This window comes from Candidatus Nitrotoga sp. 1052 (genome assembly GCF_927312905.1).
Classification (GTDB): domain Bacteria; phylum Pseudomonadota; class Gammaproteobacteria; order Burkholderiales; family Gallionellaceae; genus Nitrotoga.
Genome location: NZ_CAKMHQ010000029.1, coordinates 29,244 through 52,651, shown reverse-complemented (window position 1 = coordinate 52,651; position 23,408 = coordinate 29,244). Strand labels below are relative to the sequence as shown.

Genomic DNA, 23,408 nt, shown 5'->3' with positions numbered 1-23,408 from the left:
ATTCGAGAACATCCATGAAAAAAATCGAAGCCATCATCAAACCATTCAAGCTTGATGAAGTGCGTGAAGCACTATCAGAGCTGGGTGTCAGCGGATTAACTGTGACCGATGTAAAAGGATTCGGACGGCAGAAGGGGCATACCGAATTGTATCGTGGCGCAGAATATGTAGTGGATTTTTTGCCCAAAATCAAGATCGAAGTAGTGATTACTGCTGCTCTGCTGGACGCCACTGTGAACGCCATCGTTAAGGCAGCACATACCGGAAAGATAGGTGACGGCAAAATTTTTGTTACTTCGGTGGAACAAATCATTCGAATCCGCACAGGCGAGACTGACGAATCAGCAATTTAAGATTATTATTTGCTGTCTTCGCGAACACATTAAAAATCTCAAATCGGACGAATTCTCGATGAAGGGTGGAAACCTCTGATCTGAATGCGGTAACGTGTTAGATAATTTTGGATCTTTTGAAATTTACAAGCAAATACAAGCCATGCACTCTTCCGAATAGTCGAGAAATCCAGTAAAGTAGTTGCCCGCCATAACCAATAAGAGCAAAACCAATGAGTACAAAAGGGCAACAATTACAAGACCCGTTCCTGAATGCACTACGCAAGGAGCATGTGCAGGTCGCCATTTATCTGGTAAATGGCATCAAGTTGCAAGGTCATGTCGAATCATTCGACCAGTATGTAGTACTGCTGAAGAACACAATCACGCAAATGGTTTACAAGCACGCCATTTCCACCATTGTTCCCGTACGCGCCATAACCATTCCATTAGACGCTGAGTAATGCACAAAAGCACTGCGGTAGTTAACACGGCAGTATTAGTCAGCTTGGATTTTGGTGCGCCAGATTATGCAGAAAGCCTGGAAGAATTGCGCCTGCTGGCAGAAAGTGCGGGTGTGCGTTGCGTCGCATTAGTGGAAGGACGGCGGCATCGTCCTGATGCGTCGTTATTTGCGGGTAGCGGTAAGGTGGATGAAATAGCCGCCATCGTGGAGCAGAACGACGTTCCGCTGGTTATTTTTAACCACGACCTGTCCCCTGCGCAAATGCGCAATCTTACCGCTAGAATTAAGGCACGTGTCATTGACCGCACCATGCTGATCCTGGATATCTTCGCCCTGCGCGCTCAAAGCCATGAAGGTAAGGTACAGGTGGAACTGGCACAGCTTAAATATCTTTCCACACGTTTGGTCGGAATGAATACCGACATGGGCCAGCAAAAATATGCTGTCGGTGCTCGCGGACCAGGCGAAACTCAGTTGGAGCTGGATAGACGCAAACTGGATAAACGTGTAGTTTTATTGAAGGAACGCCTAGATAAGCTGCATCGCCATCGCCAAGTGCTACGCCGGTCACGCACCCGCTCAGATGTGTTATCGGTGTCTATCGTTGGCTACACTAACGCGGGCAAGTCTACTTTATTTAATAAATTGACCCACGCGAATGCATATGTTGCAGATCAGTTGTTTGCCACGCTCGACACAACTGCTCGGCGCGTATATATCGAGGGATCGGGTCAGGTGGTATTGTCGGATACGGTAGGCTTCATTCGTCATCTGCCGCATAGTTTAATTGCGGCCTTTCGCAGCACATTAGAAGAAACGGCGCAGGCAGATTTGTTGCTGCATGTAGTGGATGCCAACAGCTCGGAACGGTTTGACCAGATAGCTGAAGTTAATAAAGTATTGCTGGAAATTGGCGCACAGCATATCCCGCAAATTTTGATATTCAATAAGATTGATTTGCAGGATTTACCCGCAGGCGTGCAACGTGACGATTATGCTAGAATTGCGCGCATTTATTTGAGCGCTAAAACTGGCGCGGGGATAGATGAATTGCGTGCGGCGCTGGCGGAAGTATGTAATACACGGACACAATGGGATATCCCTGAAACTAAATAATTGATTAAATAGGATGAGTTATGGGATTGAATGACCCTCAATGGGGCAAAAAAAACAGCGGCGGTCCACCAGACATAGAAGCTGTGTTGCGCGACATCAATAAAAAAATCTCCGCACTGTTCGGCAACAAAGGCAGTGGTACCGGAGACACTGGCGGTGGCGGCAGTTCTAATAAATTCAATGCCAGCATTGGCCTGATTGCTGTGGTAGTCGTACTGATCTGGATCGCCAGCGGATTTTACATCGTGGACGCTAGCCAGCGAGGCGTGGTGCTACGTTTCGGCAGTTTTGTCGAGACCACTATGCCCGGCCCGCGCTGGCATATGCCATTCCCTATTGAGTCCGTCGAAGTCGTGAATATCAGTCAAGTTAGAACGGTGGAAATCGGTTACCGTGAAAACGTCAAAAACAAGATTTTAAAAGAGTCGCTAATGTTAACCGATGATGAAAACATCATCGATATTCAATTCGCCGTTCAGTATTTCTTGAAAGACCCAGGCGAGTATTTGTTTAACAACCGCGCACCAGATGAGAATGTACGTCAAGCGGCAGAAACCTCAATACGTGAAATCGTTGGCAAGAACAAGATGGACTTCGTGCTGTACGAAGGACGCGAACAGGTGGCTGCGGCTACAACCAAACTCGCCCAAGATATTTTGGACCGCTATAAATCCGGGATCCTATTGAGCAAAGTCACCATGCAAAATGCGCAACCGCCTGAACAGGTGCAGGCCGCATTCGACGATGCGGTTAAGGCGGGCCAGGACAGGGAGCGCCAAAAGAACGAAGGCCAGGCTTACGCAAATGATGTAATACCCAGGGCGAAGGGTGCTGCGGCGCGCCTGATGCAGGAGGCAGAAGGTTATCGCCAGCGCGTGATCGCCAGTGCCGAAGGTGATGCCAGCCGCTTCCAGCAAGTGCTGGTGGAATATGAGAAGGCACCTGTTGTAACTCGTGAACGCATGTATATCGACATGATGCAACAGGTTTTGACCAGCACAAGCAAGGTGATGGTGGACCAGAAGAGTGGTAACAACCTGCTGTACCTGCCGTTGGACAAGTTGATTCAAAGCACTGCGCAGAGCGGCCTACCTTTGCCCGAGACACAAGCAGCGGGTCATATTGAACAACAAGCGGTTCCGTCCGCACCGATGAATGAAGCTGCGGCAGTAATGCCGCGCGCGCGCGAGGAATTACGCGGCCGCAACAGGGAGGCACGTCAATGAAAACTAATTTTGTCAATATTTTGATTGGTGCAGCCGCAGTATTGATCTTGCTCAGTCTGAGTATGTTCGTGGTAGATCAGCGCCAGACAGTCATCGTATTACAACTCGGTGAAATGGTGGGAGTGAAGACCGCACCCGGCCTCTATTTCAAAATCCCGCTGATACAGAATGTACGTTATTTCGACTCACGCATTTTGACCTTTGATAGCGTGGAACCAGAACGCTTTATCACGGCTGAAAAGAAAAACGTGATGGTGGATTCCTTCGTCAAGTGGCGCATCGCCGATGTAAAGCAGTACTACGTCAGTGTGGGAGGAGACGAGATCCGTGCAAAAACTCGTTTGATGCAGACGGTAAACTCAATCATGCGTGAGGAGTTCGGCAAGCGAACAATTAATGAAGTGGTGTCCGGCGAACGCGACAGAATTATGAATACTCTGCGTCAAAAGGCCGATTTAGACGCACGCAAAATCGGCGTACAAGTACTGGATGTGCGCCTGAAGCGGGTGGATTTCCCAACTGAAATCAGTGAATCGGTATATCGCCGGATGGATGCCGAGCGTAAACGCGTTGCCAATGAGCTACGTGCAACCGGTAATGCCGAGAGTGAGAAGATCCGCGCCGATGCTGACCGGCAACGAGAGGTAACACTCGCCGATGCGTACCGTGATGCGCAAAAAATAAAGGGGGATGGTGATGCGAAATCATCTGCGATTTATGCTGCTGCGTTTGGGCGTAATTCAGAGTTTTATGCATTTTATCGCAGCATGGATGCATATAAACAGAGCTTCAAGAACAAGAGCGATGTCATGGTGATGGATCCCAGCTCCGCATTCTTTAAGTATCTCAAGGGTTCCAGTAAGGCGGGCAAATAAGTAGAGGTTTTCAATATGCTGACTTATTGGTTTATCGGGTTGGCATTGATGCTGGTTATTGAAGGTATCATGCCGTTTCTTTTCCCTATCTTGTGGCGCGATGCGCTTCGCAAACTGGTGCTGTTTTCTGATGGACAAATCCGTTTTTTAGGTCTCACTGCCATGCTGTCCGGACTGCTGTTACTGTATTGGGTGAAATAATGCCGAATTCAAATTGGCTATTGCCAGAATACATTCAAGATATGTTGCCGGATGAGGCATGGCGCATTGAACGCATGCGCGCCAATGTGCTTGAATTGCTGCGCCTGTCCGGTTATCAATTAGTAGCACCACCGCTGTTGGAATATGCCGAGTCTCTGCAGATCATTGGCAACCATGATATGGACTTGCGCACTTTTAAGCTGGTTGACCAAATGAGTGGACGTACCTTGGCGCTGCGCGCCGACATCACGCCACAGGTGGCACGCATTGATGCCCACTTGCTCAATCGTCAAGGCATAACCCGGCTGTGCTATGCCGGAAGCGTGCTACACACCCAGCCTGCGGGATTAATGCGCACGCGCGAGTTATTACAGATTGGTGCAGAGTTGTATGGTCACAGCGGTTTGGAAAGTGATCTGGAGGTGCAGCGCTTAATGCTTCAGGCTTTGACTTTACTTGGTGTTGAAGGGGTTCATCTTGATCTTGGCCATGTTGCGCTGTTTCGCGCGCTGATCAACCGCGCTGGGATCCCGAAAAAACTGGAAGAGGAACTGTCCAACGCATTGCAAGGCAAGAACGTGCCTGCATTGCGGCCATTAGTAGCTGATTTATTGCCGGAAGTGAAAAATGCGCTGTTGGCATTGCCCACATTGTACGGTGGGATAGAGGTGATAGCACACGCTCGTGCGGCGTTGCCGAATTACCCTGAAGTAGTGGCAGCGCTGAATGAACTGGAACAAGCTGCAGGTCATCTACAACCTTTGGCACACAGCATTGGCATCGATCTTGCCGAACTGCGAGGCTACAACTACCACAGTGGCATGGTATTTGCCGCTTATCATGCAGGCAGCCATGATGCCATCGCTTTGGGCGGACGTTATGACGACGTGGGCAAAAGTTTCGGCCGCGCCCGCCCCGCCACCGGTTTTAGCATGGATTTACGCCAGTTGCATGGCTTGCTGGAGCAACACTCGCAACCTATGGGCATATTGGCACCACACCGCGATGATTCAGCACTCCATGAAAAAATTGCGCAGTTGCGCGCACAGGGGCACGCAGTGATCGTTGATTTTCTGGGCGCTGTGGAACTGCGCACTGAACTCAGTTGTGACAGCGAACTGGTTATGCGCGATGGCGCATGGCATGTGGTAAAAATGAAATTTTAAATTTATGGGCGTCTCTACAAATTCAAATTTCTAAGCAAGACAAGGCACGAGTAAAAAATTTGAGCGCGGCATATAGTTAATATGTAAGCGATAATTTTTTTCGAGTAACGCCGTATTGTGACGAAACTTGGATTTTTAGAGGTGCCCTTATCACCCACTTGCCGAGAAGGTGGGGGCAATTTTGAATGACAACGATCAATAGTAAATCAGGAATCAGTAATGTCGAAAAATGTTGTAGTTATCGGTACGCAGTGGGGCGATGAAGGCAAGGGTAAGATAGTCGATTGGCTTACTGATCACTCGCAAGGCGTGGTGCGCTTCCAAGGTGGCCACAATGCCGGACATACGCTCGTAATCGACGGCAAAAAAACCGTGCTGCACCTCATTCCCTCTGGCATCCTGCGCGAGCACGTGATGTGTTACATTGGCAACGGTGTGGTGGTGTCGCCACAGGCGCTTCTTAAAGAAATGGATGGTTTGGCCGCTGCCGGTGTAGATGTCTATAGCCGCCTGCGTATTTCCGAAGCATGTCCATTAATTCTACCCTATCACGAGGCCTTGGATAAAGCCCGTGAGCTGGCTAAGGGCGAGGCCAAAATCGGGACTACCGGACGCGGCATCGGCCCCGCTTATGAAGACAAAGTAGCCCGTCGTGCCATCCGTCTTCAAGACCTGTTCCACCGCAAGCGCTTCGCCGCCAAGCTGGGCGAGGTGCTGGATTATCATAACTTCGTATTGAAAAATTATTTCAATGCCGAAACAGTCGACTTCCAGAAGACATTAGACAGTACGCTAGCGCTGGCTGAGCGCATCAAACCATTAGTGCTGGACGTGCCACGCGCGTTGTATGAAGCGAACAAAGCCGGGTTGAATCTACTATTTGAAGGCGCGCAGGGCACTTTGCTGGATATAGACCATGGCACTTATCCTTTCGTAACTTCCAGCAACTGCATCGCAGGAGCGGCTTGTACTGGTAGCGGTGTCGGCCCGCAGATGTTGCATTACGTACTAGGCATCACTAAAGCATACACCACACGCGTTGGATCCGGCCCCTTCCCAACCGAATTAGACGACGAAGTGGGTAAGCATCTGGCGGAGAAAGGCCATGAATTTGGCTCCACCACCGGACGCGCACGCCGTTGTGGCTGGTTTGATGCGGCTGCGCTCAAGCGTTCCATTCAAATTAACGGCGTGTCAGGCTTATGCGTAACTAAGCTGGATGTGCTGGATGGTGTGCAGACGCTACGTTTGGGTGTGGGCTACCGTAGCGAAGGACAGTATAGCGACATCCTGCCAGTTGGTGCGGAATCACTGGTTGGCTGTGAGCCAGTATATGAAGACATGCCAGGCTGGAGTGGCAGCACTGTAGGGGTGAAGCGTTATGAAAACCTGCCGCTGGAAGCGCGCAACTATCTTCAACGTATTGCAGAAATTTGTGAAGTGCCGGTTGACATGGTTTCCACTGGATCAGATCGCGATGAAACCATCGTATTGCGACATCCATTCGAGTGTTAAGTAATTTTGGCATGATGTTCTTTTAGCTTACGAGGCTATAGAAATATCCCCCGAGGATTCGGAAGGAGCGTTTGAAATATATTTTTTGGATTACTTGACCTCTCCTTGTGCGCGCCCGGTGAATCACCACACAAGACAATGAAATTTTAATAACACAGCAGAACCAGGCCAAAGCATTTATTTTTTCATGATTGCGTGGATGTAATTGCTGGGGATGGCATATGAAATACCGCTCGGGTGGGCTAACACGTTTTCTTTAGTACCTTTTACAAATACCATATTGAGGATGCCAATAACTTTGCCAGTTTTTGGGTCAAACATCGGACTTCCGCTATTCCCGGGATAGGCAGTTCCATCCAGTTGAAATACCAAATATGGTGTGCGAAGCCGCTTGATTATATTGATGTCGAGCTGTTTCGTGGATAGTGCTGGGATAACGATAGGGGTAATAGCCGAAATAATCGCCTGGTGCGTCACCGGGTAGAGTCCCAGCACCATACCAATGGGAAAGCCGGTAAAGGCGACTGTTTCTCCCTCTTTTACAGTATCTGAATCTCCGATCACCAAGGGAGGCAACGGTTCGCCACTGATTTTCAACAGTGCCAAGTCATGCTCAACGTCAACCTCGACTATGGTTGCAGACCGAGCCTTGGCTAATGCGCCGCGACCAATGAAAATAGCCAGCGATTCTTTTTTTTCCGCGTTTAGATTTTGCGGAACGACATGGGCATTGGTAATAATATGGAGACCATCGCCTACCGCAAATCCAGTCCCAAGAAAATTGGCTGGCGGTGCGCGAGTGTGTAATATGGTTCCGACAGCTACAATGGAAGGCCTGACTATTTCTATGGTCTGGGAAAGGTCACTCGCAGATGCATTGCCGAAATTGCAACACAGGGTCAAAAAAAATGTACAAATGACTCCAGTGGATTGTTTTGCTCGACTATCAAGAAAAAGCCCAACCACCTTAAGGCTCTCTCCCATGCGCTTGATGTAGTATCGGCACTGATTAACATAGCGCGTACTATCTCCAGCGTCCAGTTTAGACAGCAAACGAGCGAACAGACGACTGAGACGCCAGTTCCCAACAGACAAATCGATAAGCACCTTGACGGCGGAACGGTCGGATATATAGCCAACATCACTCACAACAAATCCCCGAAAATATTGAATTTTTCTTTAGCAATTATGCGCTTCGGTTGATATCAAGACAAGTGTAACGAAAGTAATAGCGGCTCGGAAGAACTCGCAGTAGCTTACTAATCGCGCGCCGTGACAAACATGGCACCAACCCGAACCGCGAGCATTGGAGGAAAATGTCGTCAGTTGGAAGAACGAGAGCAATTCAAGCGTGATACAGACTAAAGCGGTAAAATACTTAGATATATTATCCGAGTGGCAATAACAAAAAATATTGAATCGAATCAGGTTTATATTTCAAGTAAATTGGTATACGCAAAGGAAATATAAATCACCCATAGATCCTTCCTGCACTAGAACAATTTGATTTAAAAAATTCAAGCTTTCATAAAGAATTTGATTGGTCCGTTTAAGGTCTTGTTGTTGAATTTGTAGTAACGACAACCAAAAATTGCATCGAATTAACGGTAGGAATACTGAATGAAGAATAAAGCCCTTTGGATTACGATCGGAGTTTTAGTGGCCGCCGGAGTACTTACGATCTTTTTAATATACGGGAAGCAGGAAAAGCAAACACCGCCCGTGGGACGTGGCGCCATGGATGGTGCAAGCCGACCTGTACCTGTGGCGGTTGCAATCGCCCGGACAGGCGACATCGATGTGGTGATCAACGCATTGGGCACTGTTACAGCACGCAACACTGTAACGATCAAACCCCGCGTCGACGGCCAGCTTGTGCGAGTTGCTTTCCGTGAAGGCCAACTCGTAGAGATTGGAGATTTGCTTGCTGAAATAGACCCACGCTCTTTCCAGTCGCAACTCGACCAAGCGAACGGACAGTTAATGAGGGATCAGGCGTTACTTGCCAATGCGGCGCTCGATCAGGCTCGTTATCGCGGCCTGCTGGCGAAGGATTCTATCGCAAAGCAACAGGTCGACGCGCAGGCAGCGCTGGTAAGGCAATACGAGGGAGTGGTAAAAACGGATAGGGCGCTGGTGGATAACGCCAAGCTCCAGCTTGCTTTCACTCACGTTACGGCACCGATTGCCGGCCGCCTTGGGCTGCGCTTGGTTGACACAGGTAACATGGTTCGCACCACTGATACTGGCGGCTTGGTTGTTATTACTCAGACCCAGCCGATTACCGTCATTTTCTCAATTCCTTCGGACAATCTCGCTGCCGTGATGAGTAAACTGCAAGCGAATCAACAGCTGACAGTCGAAGCCTGGGATCGTGACGATAAGAATAAGTTGGCGATCGGCACGCTGCTGACGATAGACAACCAAATTGATGCAACAACTGGAACGGTCAAGCTTAAGGCAGAATTCACAAATTCTGACAACGCCCTTTTTCCGAATCAGTTTGTCAATATCCACTTGCGCATCGAAACTCGACATGGCGTCACTTTAGTTCCGACTTCAGCATCCCAGCGTGGCACGCAGGGAACTTTTTTCTATGTGGTTGATGAAAGCAAAACAGTGAGCCTGCGACCTGTCGTGCTCGGACAAATTTCGGGCAATATAGTGGCAGTCGAGAAGGGCTTGGCTCCTGGTGAGAAAGTCGTAATAGACGGTGCGGACAAGCTGCGTCAGGGCGCAAAAGTGGAGATAAGTTCCCCTGGCGAACGGAGTGGAGAAAGCAAAGGCCCGCCCAAAGGTGATAGGCGCCAAAATCGGCGCAAACCCCCGGCCGAAAGCAAAAACGGGGCATGAACCCTTCACGTCTGTTTATTATTCGGCCAGTTGCAACCACACTGCTAATGGCCGCCATCCTGTTGTCAGGAATGCTGGCCTACCGTTTATTGCCGATTTCAGCCCTGCCGGAGGTTGACTACCCGACTATTCAGGTGACCACTTTCTACCCCGGTGCCAGCCCGGACGTGACAACATCCTCAATTACCGCACCATTGGAACGCCAGTTCGGCCAAATGCCCGGTCTGAACCAGATGTCTTCCAGCAGCTCAGGCGGCGCCTCAGTCATCACACTGCAGTTCGGACTCAATCTCAGTCTTGATGTTGCCGAACAGGGAGTTCAGGCAGCGATTAACGCTGCCACTTCTTTCCTGCCTACTGATCTGCCGATGCCACCGATTTACAGCAAGGTCAATCCAGCTGATGCGCCTATCGTTACGATGGCAGTCACGTCTGAAACGCTGCCGCTGCCGAAAGTGCAAGACTTGGTGGATACACGCCTGGCGCAGAAACTTTCGCAGCTGCCTGGCGTTGGCCTGGTTAGTATCGGCGGCGGTCAACGGCCTGCGGTTCGCATCCAGGCTAATCCCAAAGCACTTGCCGCAAACGGGCTTAACCTCGACGATATTCGCATTGCTATTGGAAATGCCAACGTAAACATCGCGAAAGGAAGTTTTGATGGCGCGGCACGGGCCTCAACCCTGGACGCCAACGATCAGCTCAAGTCAGCCGAAGAATACCGAAATCTTATTGTCGCTTGGCGCAATGGCGCCCCGATTCGTTTAAGTGACATTGCTGACACCATCGATGGAGCAGAGAACACACATCTTGCTGCTTGGGCTGACCAGACTCGGGCTGTGATCCTGAATATTCGGCGTCAACCTGGGGCCAATGTCATCGAAACAGTGGATCGTATCCACAAGCTTTTACCGCAACTGCAAGCTACGTTACCTGGATCTATCAATGTCAAGATTCTCACTGATCGAACTACTACAATCCGTGCCTCGGTGGAAGATGTCCGCTTCGAGTTGATACTTTCTGTCGCGCTGGTGGTGATGGTGATCTTCCTGTTTTTACGTAGCGTATATGCCACCATCATTCCCGGCATTGCCGTGCCACTGTCGCTTATCGGCACGTTTGGCGTGATGTATCTGGCTGGTTTCAGTATCAATAACTTGACGCTGATGGCGCTAACTATTGCTACCGGATTCGTGGTGGATGACGCGATCGTAATGATTGAGAACATCACGCGTTATATTGAGGCTGGTGATTCGCCCTTGCAAGCGGCGCTCAAGGGCGCTGAGCAAATAAGCTTTACCATTATTTCGCTGACCTTTTCGCTGATTGCTGTACTGATTCCGCTGCTGTTCATGGGAGACGTAGTAGGCCGGTTGTTCCGCGAATTCGCTATCACATTGGCGGTGGCGATTCTGATTTCTGCCGTGGTATCGCTTACCCTCACGCCGATGATGTGTGCAAAATTGCTGCGTCATGTACCTGTTGCCGAGCAAGGTTGGTTTTACCGCAAAAGCGGTGTTTTTTTCGATAGGGTGATTGCGCGTTATGGCGTCATGCTCAACTGGGTACTTGACCGTCAGTTTGCCACATTGCTGGTGGCTGGAGCCACACTGGGTCTTACCGTACTGCTCTATATGTTCGTGCCCAAAGGTTTTTTCCCGGTGCAAGACACCGGAGTGATTCAAGGCATGACCCAAGCCCCTCAGTCTATTTCTTTCGCGGCGATGGCCGAACGACAACAGGCAGTCGCTCAAGTTGTGCTGAAAGACCCTGCGGTTGAGAGCTTGTCGTCATTCATCGGCGTTGATGGCACGAATGCCACGCTGAACAGTGGCCGCATGCTGATTAACCTCAAACCAAAGAGTGCGCGCAACGCTGACGCCACTGGCGTGATTCGTCGCCTGCAAGACAGTTTGACACAAGTGCATGGAATAGAGATGTACATGCAACCGGTGCAGGATCTAACTATTGAGACGCGGGTAAGTAGCACTCAATACCAGTTCAGTATCGAAGACGTTAATCCAGTCGAGCTGGCCGAATGGGCGCCAAAACTACTGGAGCGTCTGCGCAAATTGCCGGAGCTCATTGATGTTGACAGCGATGTTCAGGACCAAGGCTTACAGGCCTATGTCGAGATCGACCGCGACACCGCTGGCCGGCTTGGCATTACACCTGCGGCAATAGATAACACGCTATACAATGCCTTTGGCCAGCGACTTATCTCAACCATATTCACCCAATCCAGCCTGTATCGCGTAGTGCTGGAAGTTAAGCCTGAGTCTCAGCGAGGGCCGGAGGCTCTGAATGGAATTTACATCGTATCGCTTAATGGTAGTCAGGTGCCGTTATCGTCGATTGCTCGTATTTCAGAACGTACGACACCTCTGTCTATCAACCATATCGATCAGTTTCCCGCCGCCACTATTTCCTTTAATTTGGCGCCCGGCGCTTCGTTGGGTAACGCAGTGAAGGCTATCCGTGCCGCGGAACAAGAAATTGGACTGCCTGTTAGTGTTCAAACCAGTTTCCAGGGAGCTGCCCTGGCATTCCAAGCTTCTCTTAGCAACATGTTGCTACTGATTCTTGCGGCAATCATTACCATGTATATTGTTCTGGGCGTGCTCTATGAGAGCTATATTCACCCAGTCACAATTTTGTCCACTCTTCCTTCCGCTGGAGTCGGGGCATTATTAGCACTTTTGGTATCGCGCACTGACCTTGGGGTAATCGGCATCATCGGTATCATTCTGCTAATTGGCATCGTTAAAAAAAATGCCATTATGATGATCGATTTCGCGCTGGATGCAGAGCGTAAACATGGCAAAACACCACGCGAAGCAATCTTTGAAGCCTGCCTGTTACGTTTTCGGCCGATTCTGATGACGACCATGTGTGCTTTGCTTGCTGCGCTTCCATTGATGCTCGGTACCGGCGTCGGGTCAGAATTGCGCCATCCTCTAGGTATCACGATGGTGGGAGGATTGCTGGTAAGCCAAATACTGACTCTGTTCACAACGCCGGTTATTTACCTTGCCTTTGATCAGTGGGCGCAGCGCTTCAAATCGGCCCCAGCTGCCGACCATACCTGAGATGTAACTCGGTCTTGTTGTTATGAATCTATCCGAAACCTTCATAAATCGCCCGGTTGCCACGACGCTATTAGCACTGGGTATCGTATTATCGGGGGTAATTGCATTTACATTGCTTCCTGTAGCAGCCTTGCCACAAGTTGATTTTCCGACAATCTCGGTGCAAGCAACACTGCCGGGGGCAAGCCCAGAAACTATGGCTGCCACAGTGGCCACACCGCTTGAACGATCGCTTGGCCTCATCGCGGGTGTTACCGAGATTAGCTCATCTAGCTCGCTGGGTTCAACCCGAATCACTTTGCAATTCGATCTTGACCGCAACATTGATGGCGCTGCGCGTGATGTTCAGGCAGCAATGAACGCGACACGGAATCTGTTGCCCACTGGTCTTCCCAGCAACCCGATCTACCGCAAAGTTAATCCGGCCGATGCGCCCATCATGATTCTTTCTCTTACCTCGGAATCGATGAGTCGAGGGCAGATGTACGATGCGGCATCGACTATCCTCGCTCAAAAAATATCCCAATTGAAAGGAATTGGCTTGGTGACTGTAGGGGGCAGTTCGCTACCTGCCGTGCGCGTGTCACTCAACCCGAGTGCCCTGAACAAGTATGGCATAGGCGTTGAGGATGCGCGTGCTGCGATCGTCGCCACCAACGCCAACAGGCCTAAAGGCTCGCTTGAAAATGGAGACCGGCGCTGGCAGATACTGGCTAACGATCAGGCCAAAACTGCTGCCGAATATCTTCCGACTATCGTAGCTTATCGTAACGGCGCACCCATCCGTCTCGCCGATATTGCACAGGTAAATGATTCAGTACAGGACATCCGAAATGCCGGACTAGTCAATGGTAAACCGGCAGTAATGCTGATCCTGAATCGCCAGCCAGGTGCCAATATCATTGAAACGGTAGATCAGGTAAAGCAATTATTGCCTCTATTACGTGCCTCTATACCGGCGGCAATTACCCTGTCAGTGGCATCGGACCGCACGCCGACCATTCGCGCATCGTTGCAGGGAGTAGAGCATACGCTGTTGATTTCAATCGCCCTGGTAGTGTTGGTTGTATTCCTGTTTCTACGTGACGTCCGAGCTGCTCTAATCCCCAGCGTTGCGGTCTCGGTATCGTTGGTCGGCACCTTTGGCGTGATGTATCTGCTCGGTTTCAGTCTGAACAATATCTCGCTTATGGCCCTGACCGTCGCGACCGGATTTGTGGTGGACGATGCCGTGGTGATGCTGGAAAACATTTCTCGCCACATCGAGAACGGCGTTGCACCATTTAAAGCTGCTGTACAAGGGGCACGCGAAGTGAGTTTCACGGTACTGTCAATGAGCTTGTCTTTGGTCGCCGTATTCATACCTATTTTGCTAATGGGCGGTATCGTCGGGCGACTGTTTCGAGAATTTGCCATCACGCTATCGGCGGCCATTCTGGTGTCGCTGGTTGTATCGCTGACTGTGACCCCCATGATGTGTGCACGGCTATTGCGTCCGCGCTCTGAGTCATCGCAAGGACGTTTCCATCGGGTAAGTGAGCGCATCTTCAATGCGCTATTGAACGGCTACCGGGTGTCGCTCGATTGGGCACTCGCGCACGGTCGCATCATGATGCTCGTACTTCTGGCAACTGTTTGCCTCAATATTTATCTTTACAATGTCATACCCAAGGGATTCTTCCCGCAGCAGGACACAGGCCGTCTGACGGGAGCCATTCAGGCAGACCAAAGCATTTCTTTCCAAGCCATGCGGGACAAACTTGCCACTTTCGTCAACATTGTCGGCCAGGATCCGGCGGTGGATAGTGTCGTAGGTTTTACCGGGGGAGGGCAAATCAATACTGGACGAATGTTCGTTGGGCTAAAGCCTTTGGATGAACGTCAGATATCCGCTGACAAGGTCATCGCCCGGTTGCGCAGCAAGCTCGCCCATGAACCCGGTGCCAACCTGTATCTGCAATCGGTCCAGGATATTAGCGTCGGTGGTCGTGTCAGCAACGCGCAATACCAATACACGATCCAGGCCGATGGGATTGATGAATTGCGTACCTGGGAACCTCTCATTCGCCAAGCATTGCGCTCGTTACCGCAACTTGCGGATGTCAACACCGACCAACAAAACAAAGGGGTGCAGACCTCGCTGATCATCGACCGCGATGCTGCTGCACGGCTAGGTTTGACGCAAAGGCTGATCGATACGACATTGAACGATTTATTCGGCCAGCGGCAGGTATCAACAATATACAACCCATTGAACCAGTATCGAGTGGTTATGGAAGCTGCCCCGCAATACTTGCAGAGTCCGGAAGCGCTGAAGGACGTGTTCTTCATTGCCCCCGGAGGTCTGCAAGTGCCCCTGGCCGCTTTCGCCCGCTGGGAAGAAACGGCGACGCCACTGGCGATTAATCACCAGGGTCAGTTTGCCGCCTCGACGATTTCATTCAACCTGCCGATCGGCGTGTCGCTTTCAGATGCTACGCGGGAAATTGAGAATGTAATGGCGAAGATCGGCGTACCCGCTTCTGTGCATGGCAGCTTTCAGGGTACAGCTAAAGCTTTTCAGATGTCGCTAGCCAATCAGCCTGTGCTCATCCTTGCCGCCCTGGTTGCTGTGTACCTTGTGCTCGGCATGCTTTATGAGAGCTACATCCATCCTATAACCATTCTTTCGACGCTACCGTCGGCGGGAGTAGGAGCGATTCTAGCGCTGCTCGCGTTCAAGATGGATTTTAGTATTATCGCGTTGATTGGCGTCATCCTTCTAATCGGCATTGTCAAGAAGAACGCGATCCTGATGATTGACTTTGCGCTTGAAGCCGAACGGCAACGTGGCTTGAATCCACGTGATGCGATCTATGAAGCCTGTCTTTTGCGTTTCCGTCCAATTATGATGACCAGCATGGCCGCCTTGTTCGGTGCCTTGCCGCTCGCCCTGGGCACAGGCATGGGTGCCGAGCTGCGGCAGCCACTGGGAATCTCTATTGTTGGTGGGCTGATTGTAAGTCAATTACTAACTCTGTACACGACTCCCGTAATCTATCTGTACCTCGATCGATTTCGTCTATGGTATCCAAGATTCTGGCAACAACGATTCCAGACTGAATCACTAACAACTACAAATCAATCGTGAATTATGATCAGTTTACAGAGGCTGACAATTGGTTCAGGAGTAAATTTTGCTAAAAACTAATTATATCAATTTTGGCCTGATATCTTTAAGCCTGATCGGGTGTACCCTAGGACCGGACTACAAACGGCCTAACGTCATACCCCCGACCACCTACAAGGAAGAAGCAAATCATTGGAAATTGGCAAAACCTCGAGATCACTATCCGCGTGGCAAGTGGTGGGAAATATATGATGACATCCAGCTGAATGCACTTGTACAACAAATATCGATTTCCAATCAAAATATACGCAGCTCAGAAGCGCAATACCGGCAGGCACTCTCTCTTCTTGACGCTGCACGCGCACGGTACTTTCCTGTAGTAACCGGAACCATTTCAAATACTCGTGGACAAGGCACCGCCGCAACCAACTCCGGGGTAACCATTCCCGGTATCTCCAGAGCAGCAGGCATTACCGAAACGAGTCGATTATTGATCAGTGCTACTTGGGAAGCCGATTTGTGGGGGCGAATAGGGCGCACCGTAGAATCAAATCAAGCGTCCGCTGAAGCCAGTGCAGCCGATCTACAGTCGGCACTGCTAAGCCTTCAATCTATGCTGGTTCAGACTTACTTTCAATTGCGTATCAACGATGCACAACGTCAATTGCTGGAACAGACTTCTATATCTTATAAGCGCTCGCTCCAGATTACCCAGAATCGCTATGAAGCTGGCATTGCAGGACGTTCAGATGTGGTTCAGGCAGAGACACAGTTAAAAACCACCCAAGCACAGGCAATCGATCTTGGCGTGCAAAGGTCGCAGTTTGAACATGCAATTGCCGTGCTGATCGGCAAGTATCCGTCCAATTTTGTGCTCAAGCCAAGCCCCATTGTTCCAAGACTTCCAGAATTTCCGTCGGGTTTCCCGTCAGAATTACTGGAACGGCGTCCCGATATCGCCGCAGCAGAACGTCGCGTTCAGGCCGCCAATGCACAGATTGGAGTTACCATAGCCCAATCCGTTTTTTTTCCATCCCTTATACTCGGAGCCTCAACTGGCTATCAAGGTTCAGTAATTTCTGATATTTTGTCTTCCTCAAATAGGCTCTGGTCTTTGGGGCCTAATATTGCCGCCGCATTATTAGATGGGGGGCTGCGAGCATCACAAAAGGCGCAGGCCGTTGCTATCTTTGACAAAAGCGTTGCAGATTATCGGCAGGTTGTTCTGACCGGGTTTCAGGAAGTTGAAGACAATCTCTCTGCGTTGCGCATACTGAGTGAAGAAGCCAAGGTACAGCATTCAGCGAAACTGGCTGCTCAGGAATCCGTTACTCTCTTTAATAACCAATATAAAGCTGGAACAGTGAGTTATCTGAATGTTGTCACCGCACAGGCAACTGCTCTTGATGCGGACATACGCAGCCTCAATATAACTGGCCGAAGCTTAGTCGCCAGTACAGCTTTGCTGAAAGCACTTGGCGGAGACTGGCGATCTGGGAGATTAAACAGATGAAGTGTTTTAATACGCATGGCATGGGTAATTGATGTACTAAGTTGACTGAGGCACTAGATTTAATCAGCACAGCCTTATTCATTTTCATCAGTATCTAGTGTAGTGCGTCAATCAGAAGTGTACTTATTCAAGGTATTACGAACGCGGGTGACCTTGGCGAGGATGTCGCTGGCCTTTGCTGTCCAGTTAAACGGCTTCGGTTTGGCGTTATGCACAGCGATATATTTGTTGATGGCGGCCTCCAGTTCGGCCACGCTGGCAAAGGGATGTTGTACAGGCAGGCCAATGTCGTGACGCTTACAAATGATATATTGATTTCATGCCGCGTTCGAGGGGTTGTTCGAACGCCTGGATGGACTTGGCTCATGACCGCTTCTCTCTCAGTAAATTACTCAATCACATCTCGCATCAACTGACGGGCGCGCCCGGGACAGGGCACGTAGCAGCCAAAAAAATGGTTTGAGGTTTGACTTTTCATGCAATAAATATTGCAAAAATGATTTCAAAAACAAGTTCCATCAAGAATGCAGCAATACACTAGAGGCTGAGTTAAATTGAATAATCATATGTCACAAATTCGGACAGTTTACCTGCACGCTCCACTTGCCAATGTTATGTTAAAATGAACTATTGATTTAAATCGAAAAATCAAAATTAGGTGGCCTATTCGAATTAGAAGCAACGCTTGGCAAGCCCTTATTCCTTTCGAAGATGGGGGTACTGAATGGAGGACGAATTCGTATAGAATTAAATGCGACAAAACAGTATGAGGGTTCTATGCTATACAGTTTTTTCTCATGCCTTCTCATAAAGGAAGAAGCCAAAATTCAAACCTAGCGAAGAAAGAAAGTTAGAGCCATACTAAAGTTGTTGATGCTTTATCCGATAATCTGTCATTAGGTTAGTAAAAACTCAGCATATTTATAATTGAAAGTTCAACAACGAAATACGACTTCATCTAATAATCATGAGGGGGTGAAATATGCGCCCAGCACACCTACTATCATCATAATGATTGCAAATTTAAGGAAATTCAGATGAATACTCTACATACCAATATCATGAAATGGCTAGCTTTTTTTGTTATAGTATTTTCGGCCTTAGCCCTTGTAGGTTGCGCTAGTACTAAACGTATAACTCTTTCTCCTTCAGACGAACCTCCCTCACATGATTATATAATTGGTCCAGGTGACAACGTTAATATTATAGTCTGGCACAATCCAGAGGTCTCCATGTCAGTTCCAGTTCGCCCAGATGGAAAAATTACCACCCCTCTGGTAGAAGACCTGCCCGCCATGGGAAAGACGTCAACACATTTGGCTCGTGATATTGAGAAAGCACTGGCTACATTCATTCAGGATCCGGTTGTAACGGTTATTGTGACTGGTTTCATTGGGCCATATACAGAACAAATTCGTGTAATAGGGGAAGCTGGTAAACCCCAAGCTCTTAACTATAACAAAGGAATGTCACTAATGGATGTCATGATTGCCGTAGGTGGCATCACAGATTTTGCCGCAGGCAACAAGGCCAGCATTATCCGCAACATAGATGGAAAAGCACAGCATGTTGCCGTCCGTTTGGACGATCTGATTAAAGATGGCGACATTTCAGCCAACATACCAGTACGCCCAGGGGATATATTAGTTATTCCTGAAAGTTTTTTTTGATTGATATTTTCTTTCTTAAACTTACGGACGTAGTTTAAAAGATTAAATGTCACATCTAATTTCCCAATACATTCCATAACAAAATGGCCACTCCGTTATGCAATGGCGAAGTGCTGTTAAATCAAAAATTGATACCCACACCATTATGGAGAACTTGACAAGATGGAGGAATTAATTTCCCTGCTACTTTCCTACTTAAAGGGAATATGGAAATACCGGTGGTATGCGGTGGTTATTGCATGGATCGTTGTCTTGGTTGGAGGGTTCAAGGTTTATTCCTTACCTAACAATTACGAGGCTTCTGCGAGAGTTTTCGTGGATACCCGGACTATCTTAAAGCCATTGCTGGCAGGCATGACAACTGTTCCCAACATGGAACAACAAGTTTCAATTATGAGCCGTACTCTTCTTAGCCGTCCAAACGTAGAGCGAGTTTTGCGAATGGTGGATTTAGATATCAAGGCGACAGATGCCAAGGATCATGAGCGGCTAATCAGCAATATGATGAGTCAGATCAAGATCAGCGGAAGTAATAGTGCTGACCTCTATGTTATTTCCTATAACCACCAAAATCCAAAAATTGCGAAAGATGTAGTCCAGTCCTTTCTAACCATCTTTGTTGAAGGCAGCTTTGGAAATCAGAAACAGGACTCCGAAAAAGCAATAAAATTTATCGATGAGCAAATCAAGAATTACGAGGATAGATTGGTCATTGCGGAAAAGGCTGTCACAGACTTCCAAATAAAGAATAGTGGCCTATTGCCCAAGGACGGTGATTATGGATCACAACTGCAAGCAGTTTCGGATAGCCTGAACGAAGCGAAGTTGGGGCTACGTGAAGCAGAACAAGCGCGCAATGCCATCAAAAGTCAAATTGAAGACGGCGCACCTCCTGATGACCTGACGACAGTACAAGCTCCATCAACTATCGTTAACCCGGAAATAGACGCTCGGATCCAGGCGTTAACCAATGACATGGATGCCTTGCGACTGCGCTTTACAGAACGCCATCCGGATGTTATTTCAATCAAGCGCCTGATTGCAAAACTTGAAGAGCGAAAAGTGGAGGAGGCTAAACTTAAAAAACCCGTCATTGATCGAGATCGAGGTAAGAGTTACAGCCCAATGCTGCAACAACTTAATGTTTCTTTATCAGAGGCCGAAGCCAGGGTCGCCGCGATGAAGGCTCGAGTGGAAGAATATTCTTCTCGCAGTGCTCAATTAAAAGCACTGACTATTGCGAAGCCTCAAGTGGCAGAACAGTATGCTCAACTCAACCGTGATTATAATATCAACAAATCAAATTATGAAAATCTCATAGGACGCCGTGAGTCTGCAAAGCTGTCAGGGGAATTGAGTGCCACTTCCGATATGCTGACATTCAAGGTCATAGATCCACCTACGGTTCCACTTGTTCCCTCAGGACCGAACCGCTTAATGTTATTTAGTTTGGTTTTTGTTGGTGCCCTGCTGGGCGGAATAGGAAGTGCGCTTTTAATGAGCCAAATCAGACCTACTTTTTTGAGTCAGAACAGTCTACGGGAATCAATTGGTTTGCCGATACTAGGTACCGTGACCATGAATTGGACTGTCAATGAAAAAATCAAGCGAAAAAGGAGCCTTTATGCTTTCGGGCTCTCTATCACTCTACTGGTTGCCCTGTATAGCGTGGTAATGGTATTTTTGTTTCTTAAATTATAATCTTGAGGGCACCTCTTAAAAATTTAAAATAATAATTATCGTAAGGCTAATTAAGGAAAGGGACTTGTTTAATTAAAAAGCCCAAATCGAAGAGCAGATAAAGCAGCCAGACCGAATACTGTTGGGAGATCATGTGAGCATTATTGAAAAAGCAGCAAACAGATTTGAGCAGAATAAAGGTGAGATAACGCCCCAACCAAAGATAAAGCCGGAAAGTCCAAGTGAACAAAGTTCAAAGATTATTAATGAACACAATGCCCGCAATTCAGACAGGCAAATAATTGCGCAAGTCGAAATCAATCTTACTAAATTGCATCAATTGGGCATGATCACACCGGACCAAGGAAAAACTTTAGCCGCTCAGGAGTTTAGAGGGATAAAACGCTCATTGATCCAGAATGCTTTCATTAAAGGTGCCGGGGCGATACACCACGGAAATTTGATTATGGTAACCAGTGCGTTACCTAAAGAGGGAAAAACATTCTGCGCCATTAATTTGGCCATGAGCATCGCGACAGAAATGGACCACACGGTTCTGCTAATAGATGCAGACGTAGCTCGGCCATCGGTTCTCCGCACATTAGGCTTGAAGTCAGCTGTCGGTTTAATGGATATTCTTCTCGACGAAAAACTCGATTTAGCAGATGTCATGATTAAAACTAACGTCGATACTCTCAGAATTCTACCTGCTGGAACAAGTCACAGACACGCAACTGAACTGTTGGCGAGTCAAGCCATGAGCAGCTTGTTAAATGAAATTGCAAACCGATACCCAGACCGCATTGTCATATTTGATTCCCCGCCCTTGCTCCCCACAACTGAGGCACGTGTTCTAGCAAGTCAGATGGGTCAGATTGTCATGGTGGTAGAAGCCGAAACCACAACCCAGCATGCAGTCAAAGAGGCACTCCGTCAGATCGAAACAAGCACTCACATTAATTTAATCTACAATAAGGCAAAGGCATTCCCAGGCGGAACCAATTATGGTTACGGCTATTATGACTAAAGTGGCTGGGAATAATATATTTCGCAAGCTTTCACATAAGATAGTCCAGACAGTTACCACTATCATACTGATATTCCCTGCCTATTCCGTCGCTGCTGAGTGGAAAGTTGTACCCAGACTAATGTTAATGGAAACTTATACGGACAATGTGACACTGGCTACACAAGGAAATGAGAAAAGCGATTTCATCACCCAAATTAATCCTGGAATATCATTGACTGGAACCGGGGCACGCTTGAAAGTCAACGCCAACTACACAATGCAAAATCTTTTTTATGCAAATCAAAACAATCAAAATAGGACTGTTCATCAGCTAAGAGCGGGAGCAAACGCGGAGCTAATTAAAAACTTTTTTTTTCTCGATAGTACCGCTAGCATTAGTCAGCAAAACATTTCTCTCTTGGGCCCACTGACAACCAATAATGAAAATATCACGAACAACCGAACCACTGTCAAAACCTATAGCATTAGCCCCAATATACGTCACAACTTCTCCAATTTTGCTTCAACTCAGGCACGCTACACACATAATGCAGTCTACACAGGCGTAGAGGGGCAATCTGGAAGCCAATCGGATACGATCCTGTTAAGCCTTACCAGTGGTTCTGCTTTCAGGACACTAGGCTGGGGTTTAAATTATACTAATCAAAAAATAAACGGTTTAGGCACATCTATAGGCGGTTTACGCACATCCGTAGAAAATGAACGATATATGGGTAATCTTCGTTACCGGGTTTCATCAAAATTCAGCCTGACTGGAACAAGTGGATACCAAAAATTCACCTACACATCAACAACCGGAAAATCGGCTGGGTCTTTCTGGACAGCTGGTTTTGTTTGGACACCAGCCCAAAGAACTAATATCACTGCCAATACTGGTAAAGCTTTTTTTGGCACTACCTACACGCTCATAGCAAGCCATCGCACTCGCAGATCAGCTTGGAGCCTAAACTACCACCAGAATATCACCACAACCCGCGATCAATTTCTGATTCCCGCCACGACCGATACGGCAAACTTCCTGAACCAACTTTGGACATCCAACATCCCCGACCCCTTAATGCGCCAGCAAACAGTAGATGCCTTCATCAGAGACAATGGACTTTCAGCCTCCATTTTTGATCCCATCAACTTCCTCACAACTCAATTTTTTCTGCAAAAACGCTTGCAGGCAAGTGTTGCTTTAAGTGGCACGAGAAACACACTCGTGCTTAGCACTTTCCATATGTTGCGCGAACCACAAACATTAGGAGATGCAAATAGTGTTTTGTTTGGGACGAACAACCTTGCACTTAACAGCAATACAAAACAAATTGGCGGCAATGCTCTTTGGAGCTGGAAAATTTCTCCGCGAACCAACGCCAATATCGGCGCCATCTACATCAGATCCAATATACTCGCCACGGGCCAAGAGGACGAGACCAAGACTTTCAGGGTCGGTCTGACAAGACAAATACGGCCCAAGCTTAATGGCGCAGTTAATTTTCGACATGTCGAGCGAACCTCTAACCAAATTGGCGGTGAATATCGCGAGAATGCCGTCATTGCATCCCTGTTTATGACTTTCTAGCTG

17 protein-coding genes and 1 pseudogene are annotated in these 23,408 nt (G+C 48.4%); 16 read left to right on the top strand and 2 right to left on the bottom strand.

The features are described from left to right. Positions 1-14: 14 nt before the first annotated feature. The 8 genes from MJ768_RS06205 (at position 15) to MJ768_RS06170 (ending at position 6,897) form a co-directional block, all read left to right on the top strand. Positions 15-353, top strand: a complete 339-nt coding sequence (locus tag MJ768_RS06205) for a P-II family nitrogen regulator (protein WP_239289024.1) — start codon at positions 15-17, stop codon at positions 351-353. 212 nt (positions 354-565) lie between these two features. After that, positions 566-796 (top strand): RNA chaperone Hfq, encoded by a 231-nt coding sequence (gene hfq, locus MJ768_RS06200; RefSeq protein ID WP_239289023.1) that lies wholly within the window; start codon positions 566-568, stop codon positions 794-796. After that, on the top strand, positions 796-1,914 hold the full coding sequence (gene hflX, locus MJ768_RS06195) for a GTPase HflX (protein WP_239289015.1): 1,119 nt from the start codon (positions 796-798) through the stop codon (positions 1,912-1,914). The genes hfq and hflX overlap by 1 nt, the downstream gene beginning before the upstream one ends. A gap of 20 nt (positions 1,915-1,934) precedes the next feature. Continuing rightward, entirely contained in the window at positions 1,935-3,140 is a 1,206-nt protein-coding gene (hflK, locus tag MJ768_RS06190; protein ID WP_239289011.1) for an FtsH protease activity modulator HflK, read from the top strand. Continuing rightward, positions 3,137-4,015, top strand: coding sequence for a protease modulator HflC (hflC, locus tag MJ768_RS06185; protein WP_239289009.1), 879 nt, complete (start codon positions 3,137-3,139; stop codon positions 4,013-4,015). Before hflK ends, hflC begins: the two co-directional genes overlap by 4 nt. A gap of 15 nt (positions 4,016-4,030) precedes the next feature. Continuing rightward, positions 4,031-4,216 carry a DUF2065 domain-containing protein gene (locus tag MJ768_RS06180; protein WP_239288996.1) on the top strand — a complete coding sequence of 62 codons (186 nt, stop codon included), beginning with the start codon at positions 4,031-4,033 and terminating at the stop codon, positions 4,214-4,216. Beyond that, on the top strand, positions 4,216-5,382 hold the full coding sequence (locus MJ768_RS06175; protein WP_239288994.1) for an ATP phosphoribosyltransferase regulatory subunit: 1,167 nt from the start codon (positions 4,216-4,218) through the stop codon (positions 5,380-5,382). The genes MJ768_RS06180 and MJ768_RS06175 overlap by 1 nt, the downstream gene beginning before the upstream one ends. A 219-nt stretch (positions 5,383-5,601) precedes the next feature. Next, complete coding sequence (locus tag MJ768_RS06170) at positions 5,602-6,897, top strand: adenylosuccinate synthase (RefSeq protein WP_239288992.1); 1,296 nt, start codon at positions 5,602-5,604, stop codon at positions 6,895-6,897. A gap of 177 nt (positions 6,898-7,074) precedes the next feature. Here the strand turns inward: MJ768_RS06170 and MJ768_RS06165 are convergent, their stop codons facing one another. Then, the gene (locus MJ768_RS06165; RefSeq protein WP_239288990.1) at positions 7,075-8,046 is read right to left on the bottom strand and encodes a S1 family peptidase; all 972 of its coding nucleotides are present in this window, start codon (positions 8,044-8,046) and stop codon (positions 7,075-7,077) included. A 471-nt stretch (positions 8,047-8,517) separates the two neighbouring features. On the opposite strand from MJ768_RS06165, the gene MJ768_RS06160 reads away from it, so the two are divergent. From MJ768_RS06160 to MJ768_RS06145, 4 genes are read left to right on the top strand one after another with little or no spacing between them, the layout of a single operon-like run. After that, positions 8,518-9,750 carry an MdtA/MuxA family multidrug efflux RND transporter periplasmic adaptor subunit gene (locus tag MJ768_RS06160; protein WP_239288988.1) on the top strand — a complete coding sequence of 411 codons (1,233 nt, stop codon included), beginning with the start codon at positions 8,518-8,520 and terminating at the stop codon, positions 9,748-9,750. Further along, positions 9,747-12,836 carry an MdtB/MuxB family multidrug efflux RND transporter permease subunit gene (locus MJ768_RS06155; protein WP_239288986.1) on the top strand — a complete coding sequence of 1,030 codons (3,090 nt, stop codon included), beginning with the start codon at positions 9,747-9,749 and terminating at the stop codon, positions 12,834-12,836. Before MJ768_RS06160 ends, MJ768_RS06155 begins: the two co-directional genes overlap by 4 nt. Before the next feature lie 22 nt (positions 12,837-12,858). Further along, positions 12,859-15,966: a multidrug efflux RND transporter permease subunit gene (locus tag MJ768_RS06150; RefSeq protein ID WP_239288984.1), complete on the top strand. Its 3,108-nt coding sequence runs from the start codon at positions 12,859-12,861 to the stop codon at positions 15,964-15,966. Positions 15,967-16,012: 46 nt separating this feature from the next. Then, complete coding sequence (locus MJ768_RS06145) at positions 16,013-17,458, top strand: efflux transporter outer membrane subunit (protein ID WP_239288982.1); 1,446 nt, start codon at positions 16,013-16,015, stop codon at positions 17,456-17,458. A gap of 107 nt (positions 17,459-17,565) precedes the next feature. Here the strand turns inward: MJ768_RS06145 and MJ768_RS06140 are convergent. Then, positions 17,566-17,721 (bottom strand): annotated as a pseudogene (locus MJ768_RS06140) (IS630 family transposase); the annotation flags it as partial. Positions 17,722-18,495: 774 nt separating this feature from the next. Between MJ768_RS06140 and MJ768_RS06135 the strand changes: the two are divergent. The 4 genes from MJ768_RS06135 (at position 18,496) to MJ768_RS06120 (ending at position 23,405) form a co-directional block, all read left to right on the top strand. Then, on the top strand, positions 18,496-19,128 hold the full coding sequence (locus tag MJ768_RS06135) for an XrtA/PEP-CTERM system exopolysaccharide export protein (RefSeq protein WP_239288980.1): 633 nt from the start codon (positions 18,496-18,498) through the stop codon (positions 19,126-19,128). Between the two features lie 162 nt (positions 19,129-19,290). After that, positions 19,291-20,829 carry an XrtA system polysaccharide chain length determinant gene (locus MJ768_RS06130; protein ID WP_239288978.1) on the top strand — a complete coding sequence of 513 codons (1,539 nt, stop codon included), beginning with the start codon at positions 19,291-19,293 and terminating at the stop codon, positions 20,827-20,829. A gap of 133 nt (positions 20,830-20,962) precedes the next feature. Next, the gene (locus MJ768_RS06125) at positions 20,963-21,835 is read left to right on the top strand and encodes an XrtA-associated tyrosine autokinase (protein ID WP_239288976.1); all 873 of its coding nucleotides are present in this window, start codon (positions 20,963-20,965) and stop codon (positions 21,833-21,835) included. Beyond that, positions 21,813-23,405 carry a TIGR03016 family PEP-CTERM system-associated outer membrane protein gene (locus MJ768_RS06120; RefSeq protein WP_239288974.1) on the top strand — a complete coding sequence of 531 codons (1,593 nt, stop codon included), beginning with the start codon at positions 21,813-21,815 and terminating at the stop codon, positions 23,403-23,405. The genes MJ768_RS06125 and MJ768_RS06120 overlap by 23 nt, the downstream gene beginning before the upstream one ends. The last annotated feature ends 3 nt before the right edge of the window (positions 23,406-23,408 follow it).

Excerpts from the sequence above, each read along its gene's own strand:
- hflK (WP_239289011.1), top strand. The coding sequence starts at position 1,935 with ATGGGATTGAATGACCCTCAATGGGGCAAAAAAAACAGCGGCGGTCCA.
- hflX (WP_239289015.1), top strand. The coding sequence starts at position 796 with ATGCACAAAAGCACTGCGGTAGTTAACACGGCAGTATTAGTCAGCTTG.
- MJ768_RS06180 (WP_239288996.1), top strand. The coding sequence starts at position 4,031 with ATGCTGACTTATTGGTTTATCGGGTTGGCATTGATGCTGGTTATTGAA.
- MJ768_RS06170 (WP_239288992.1), top strand. The coding sequence starts at position 5,602 with ATGTCGAAAAATGTTGTAGTTATCGGTACGCAGTGGGGCGATGAAGGC.
- MJ768_RS06205 (WP_239289024.1), top strand. The coding sequence starts at position 15 with ATGAAAAAAATCGAAGCCATCATCAAACCATTCAAGCTTGATGAAGTG.
- MJ768_RS06155 (WP_239288986.1), top strand. The coding sequence starts at position 9,747 with ATGAACCCTTCACGTCTGTTTATTATTCGGCCAGTTGCAACCACACTG.
- MJ768_RS06135 (WP_239288980.1), top strand. The coding sequence starts at position 18,496 with ATGAATACTCTACATACCAATATCATGAAATGGCTAGCTTTTTTTGTT.
- MJ768_RS06175 (WP_239288994.1), top strand. The coding sequence starts at position 4,216 with ATGCCGAATTCAAATTGGCTATTGCCAGAATACATTCAAGATATGTTG.
- MJ768_RS06160 (WP_239288988.1), top strand. The coding sequence starts at position 8,518 with ATGAAGAATAAAGCCCTTTGGATTACGATCGGAGTTTTAGTGGCCGCC.
- MJ768_RS06130 (WP_239288978.1), top strand. The coding sequence starts at position 19,291 with ATGGAGGAATTAATTTCCCTGCTACTTTCCTACTTAAAGGGAATATGG.
- MJ768_RS06150 (WP_239288984.1), top strand. The coding sequence starts at position 12,859 with ATGAATCTATCCGAAACCTTCATAAATCGCCCGGTTGCCACGACGCTA.
- hflC (WP_239289009.1), top strand. The coding sequence starts at position 3,137 with ATGAAAACTAATTTTGTCAATATTTTGATTGGTGCAGCCGCAGTATTG.
- MJ768_RS06120 (WP_239288974.1), top strand. The coding sequence starts at position 21,813 with ATGGTTACGGCTATTATGACTAAAGTGGCTGGGAATAATATATTTCGC.
- hfq (WP_239289023.1), top strand. The coding sequence starts at position 566 with ATGAGTACAAAAGGGCAACAATTACAAGACCCGTTCCTGAATGCACTA.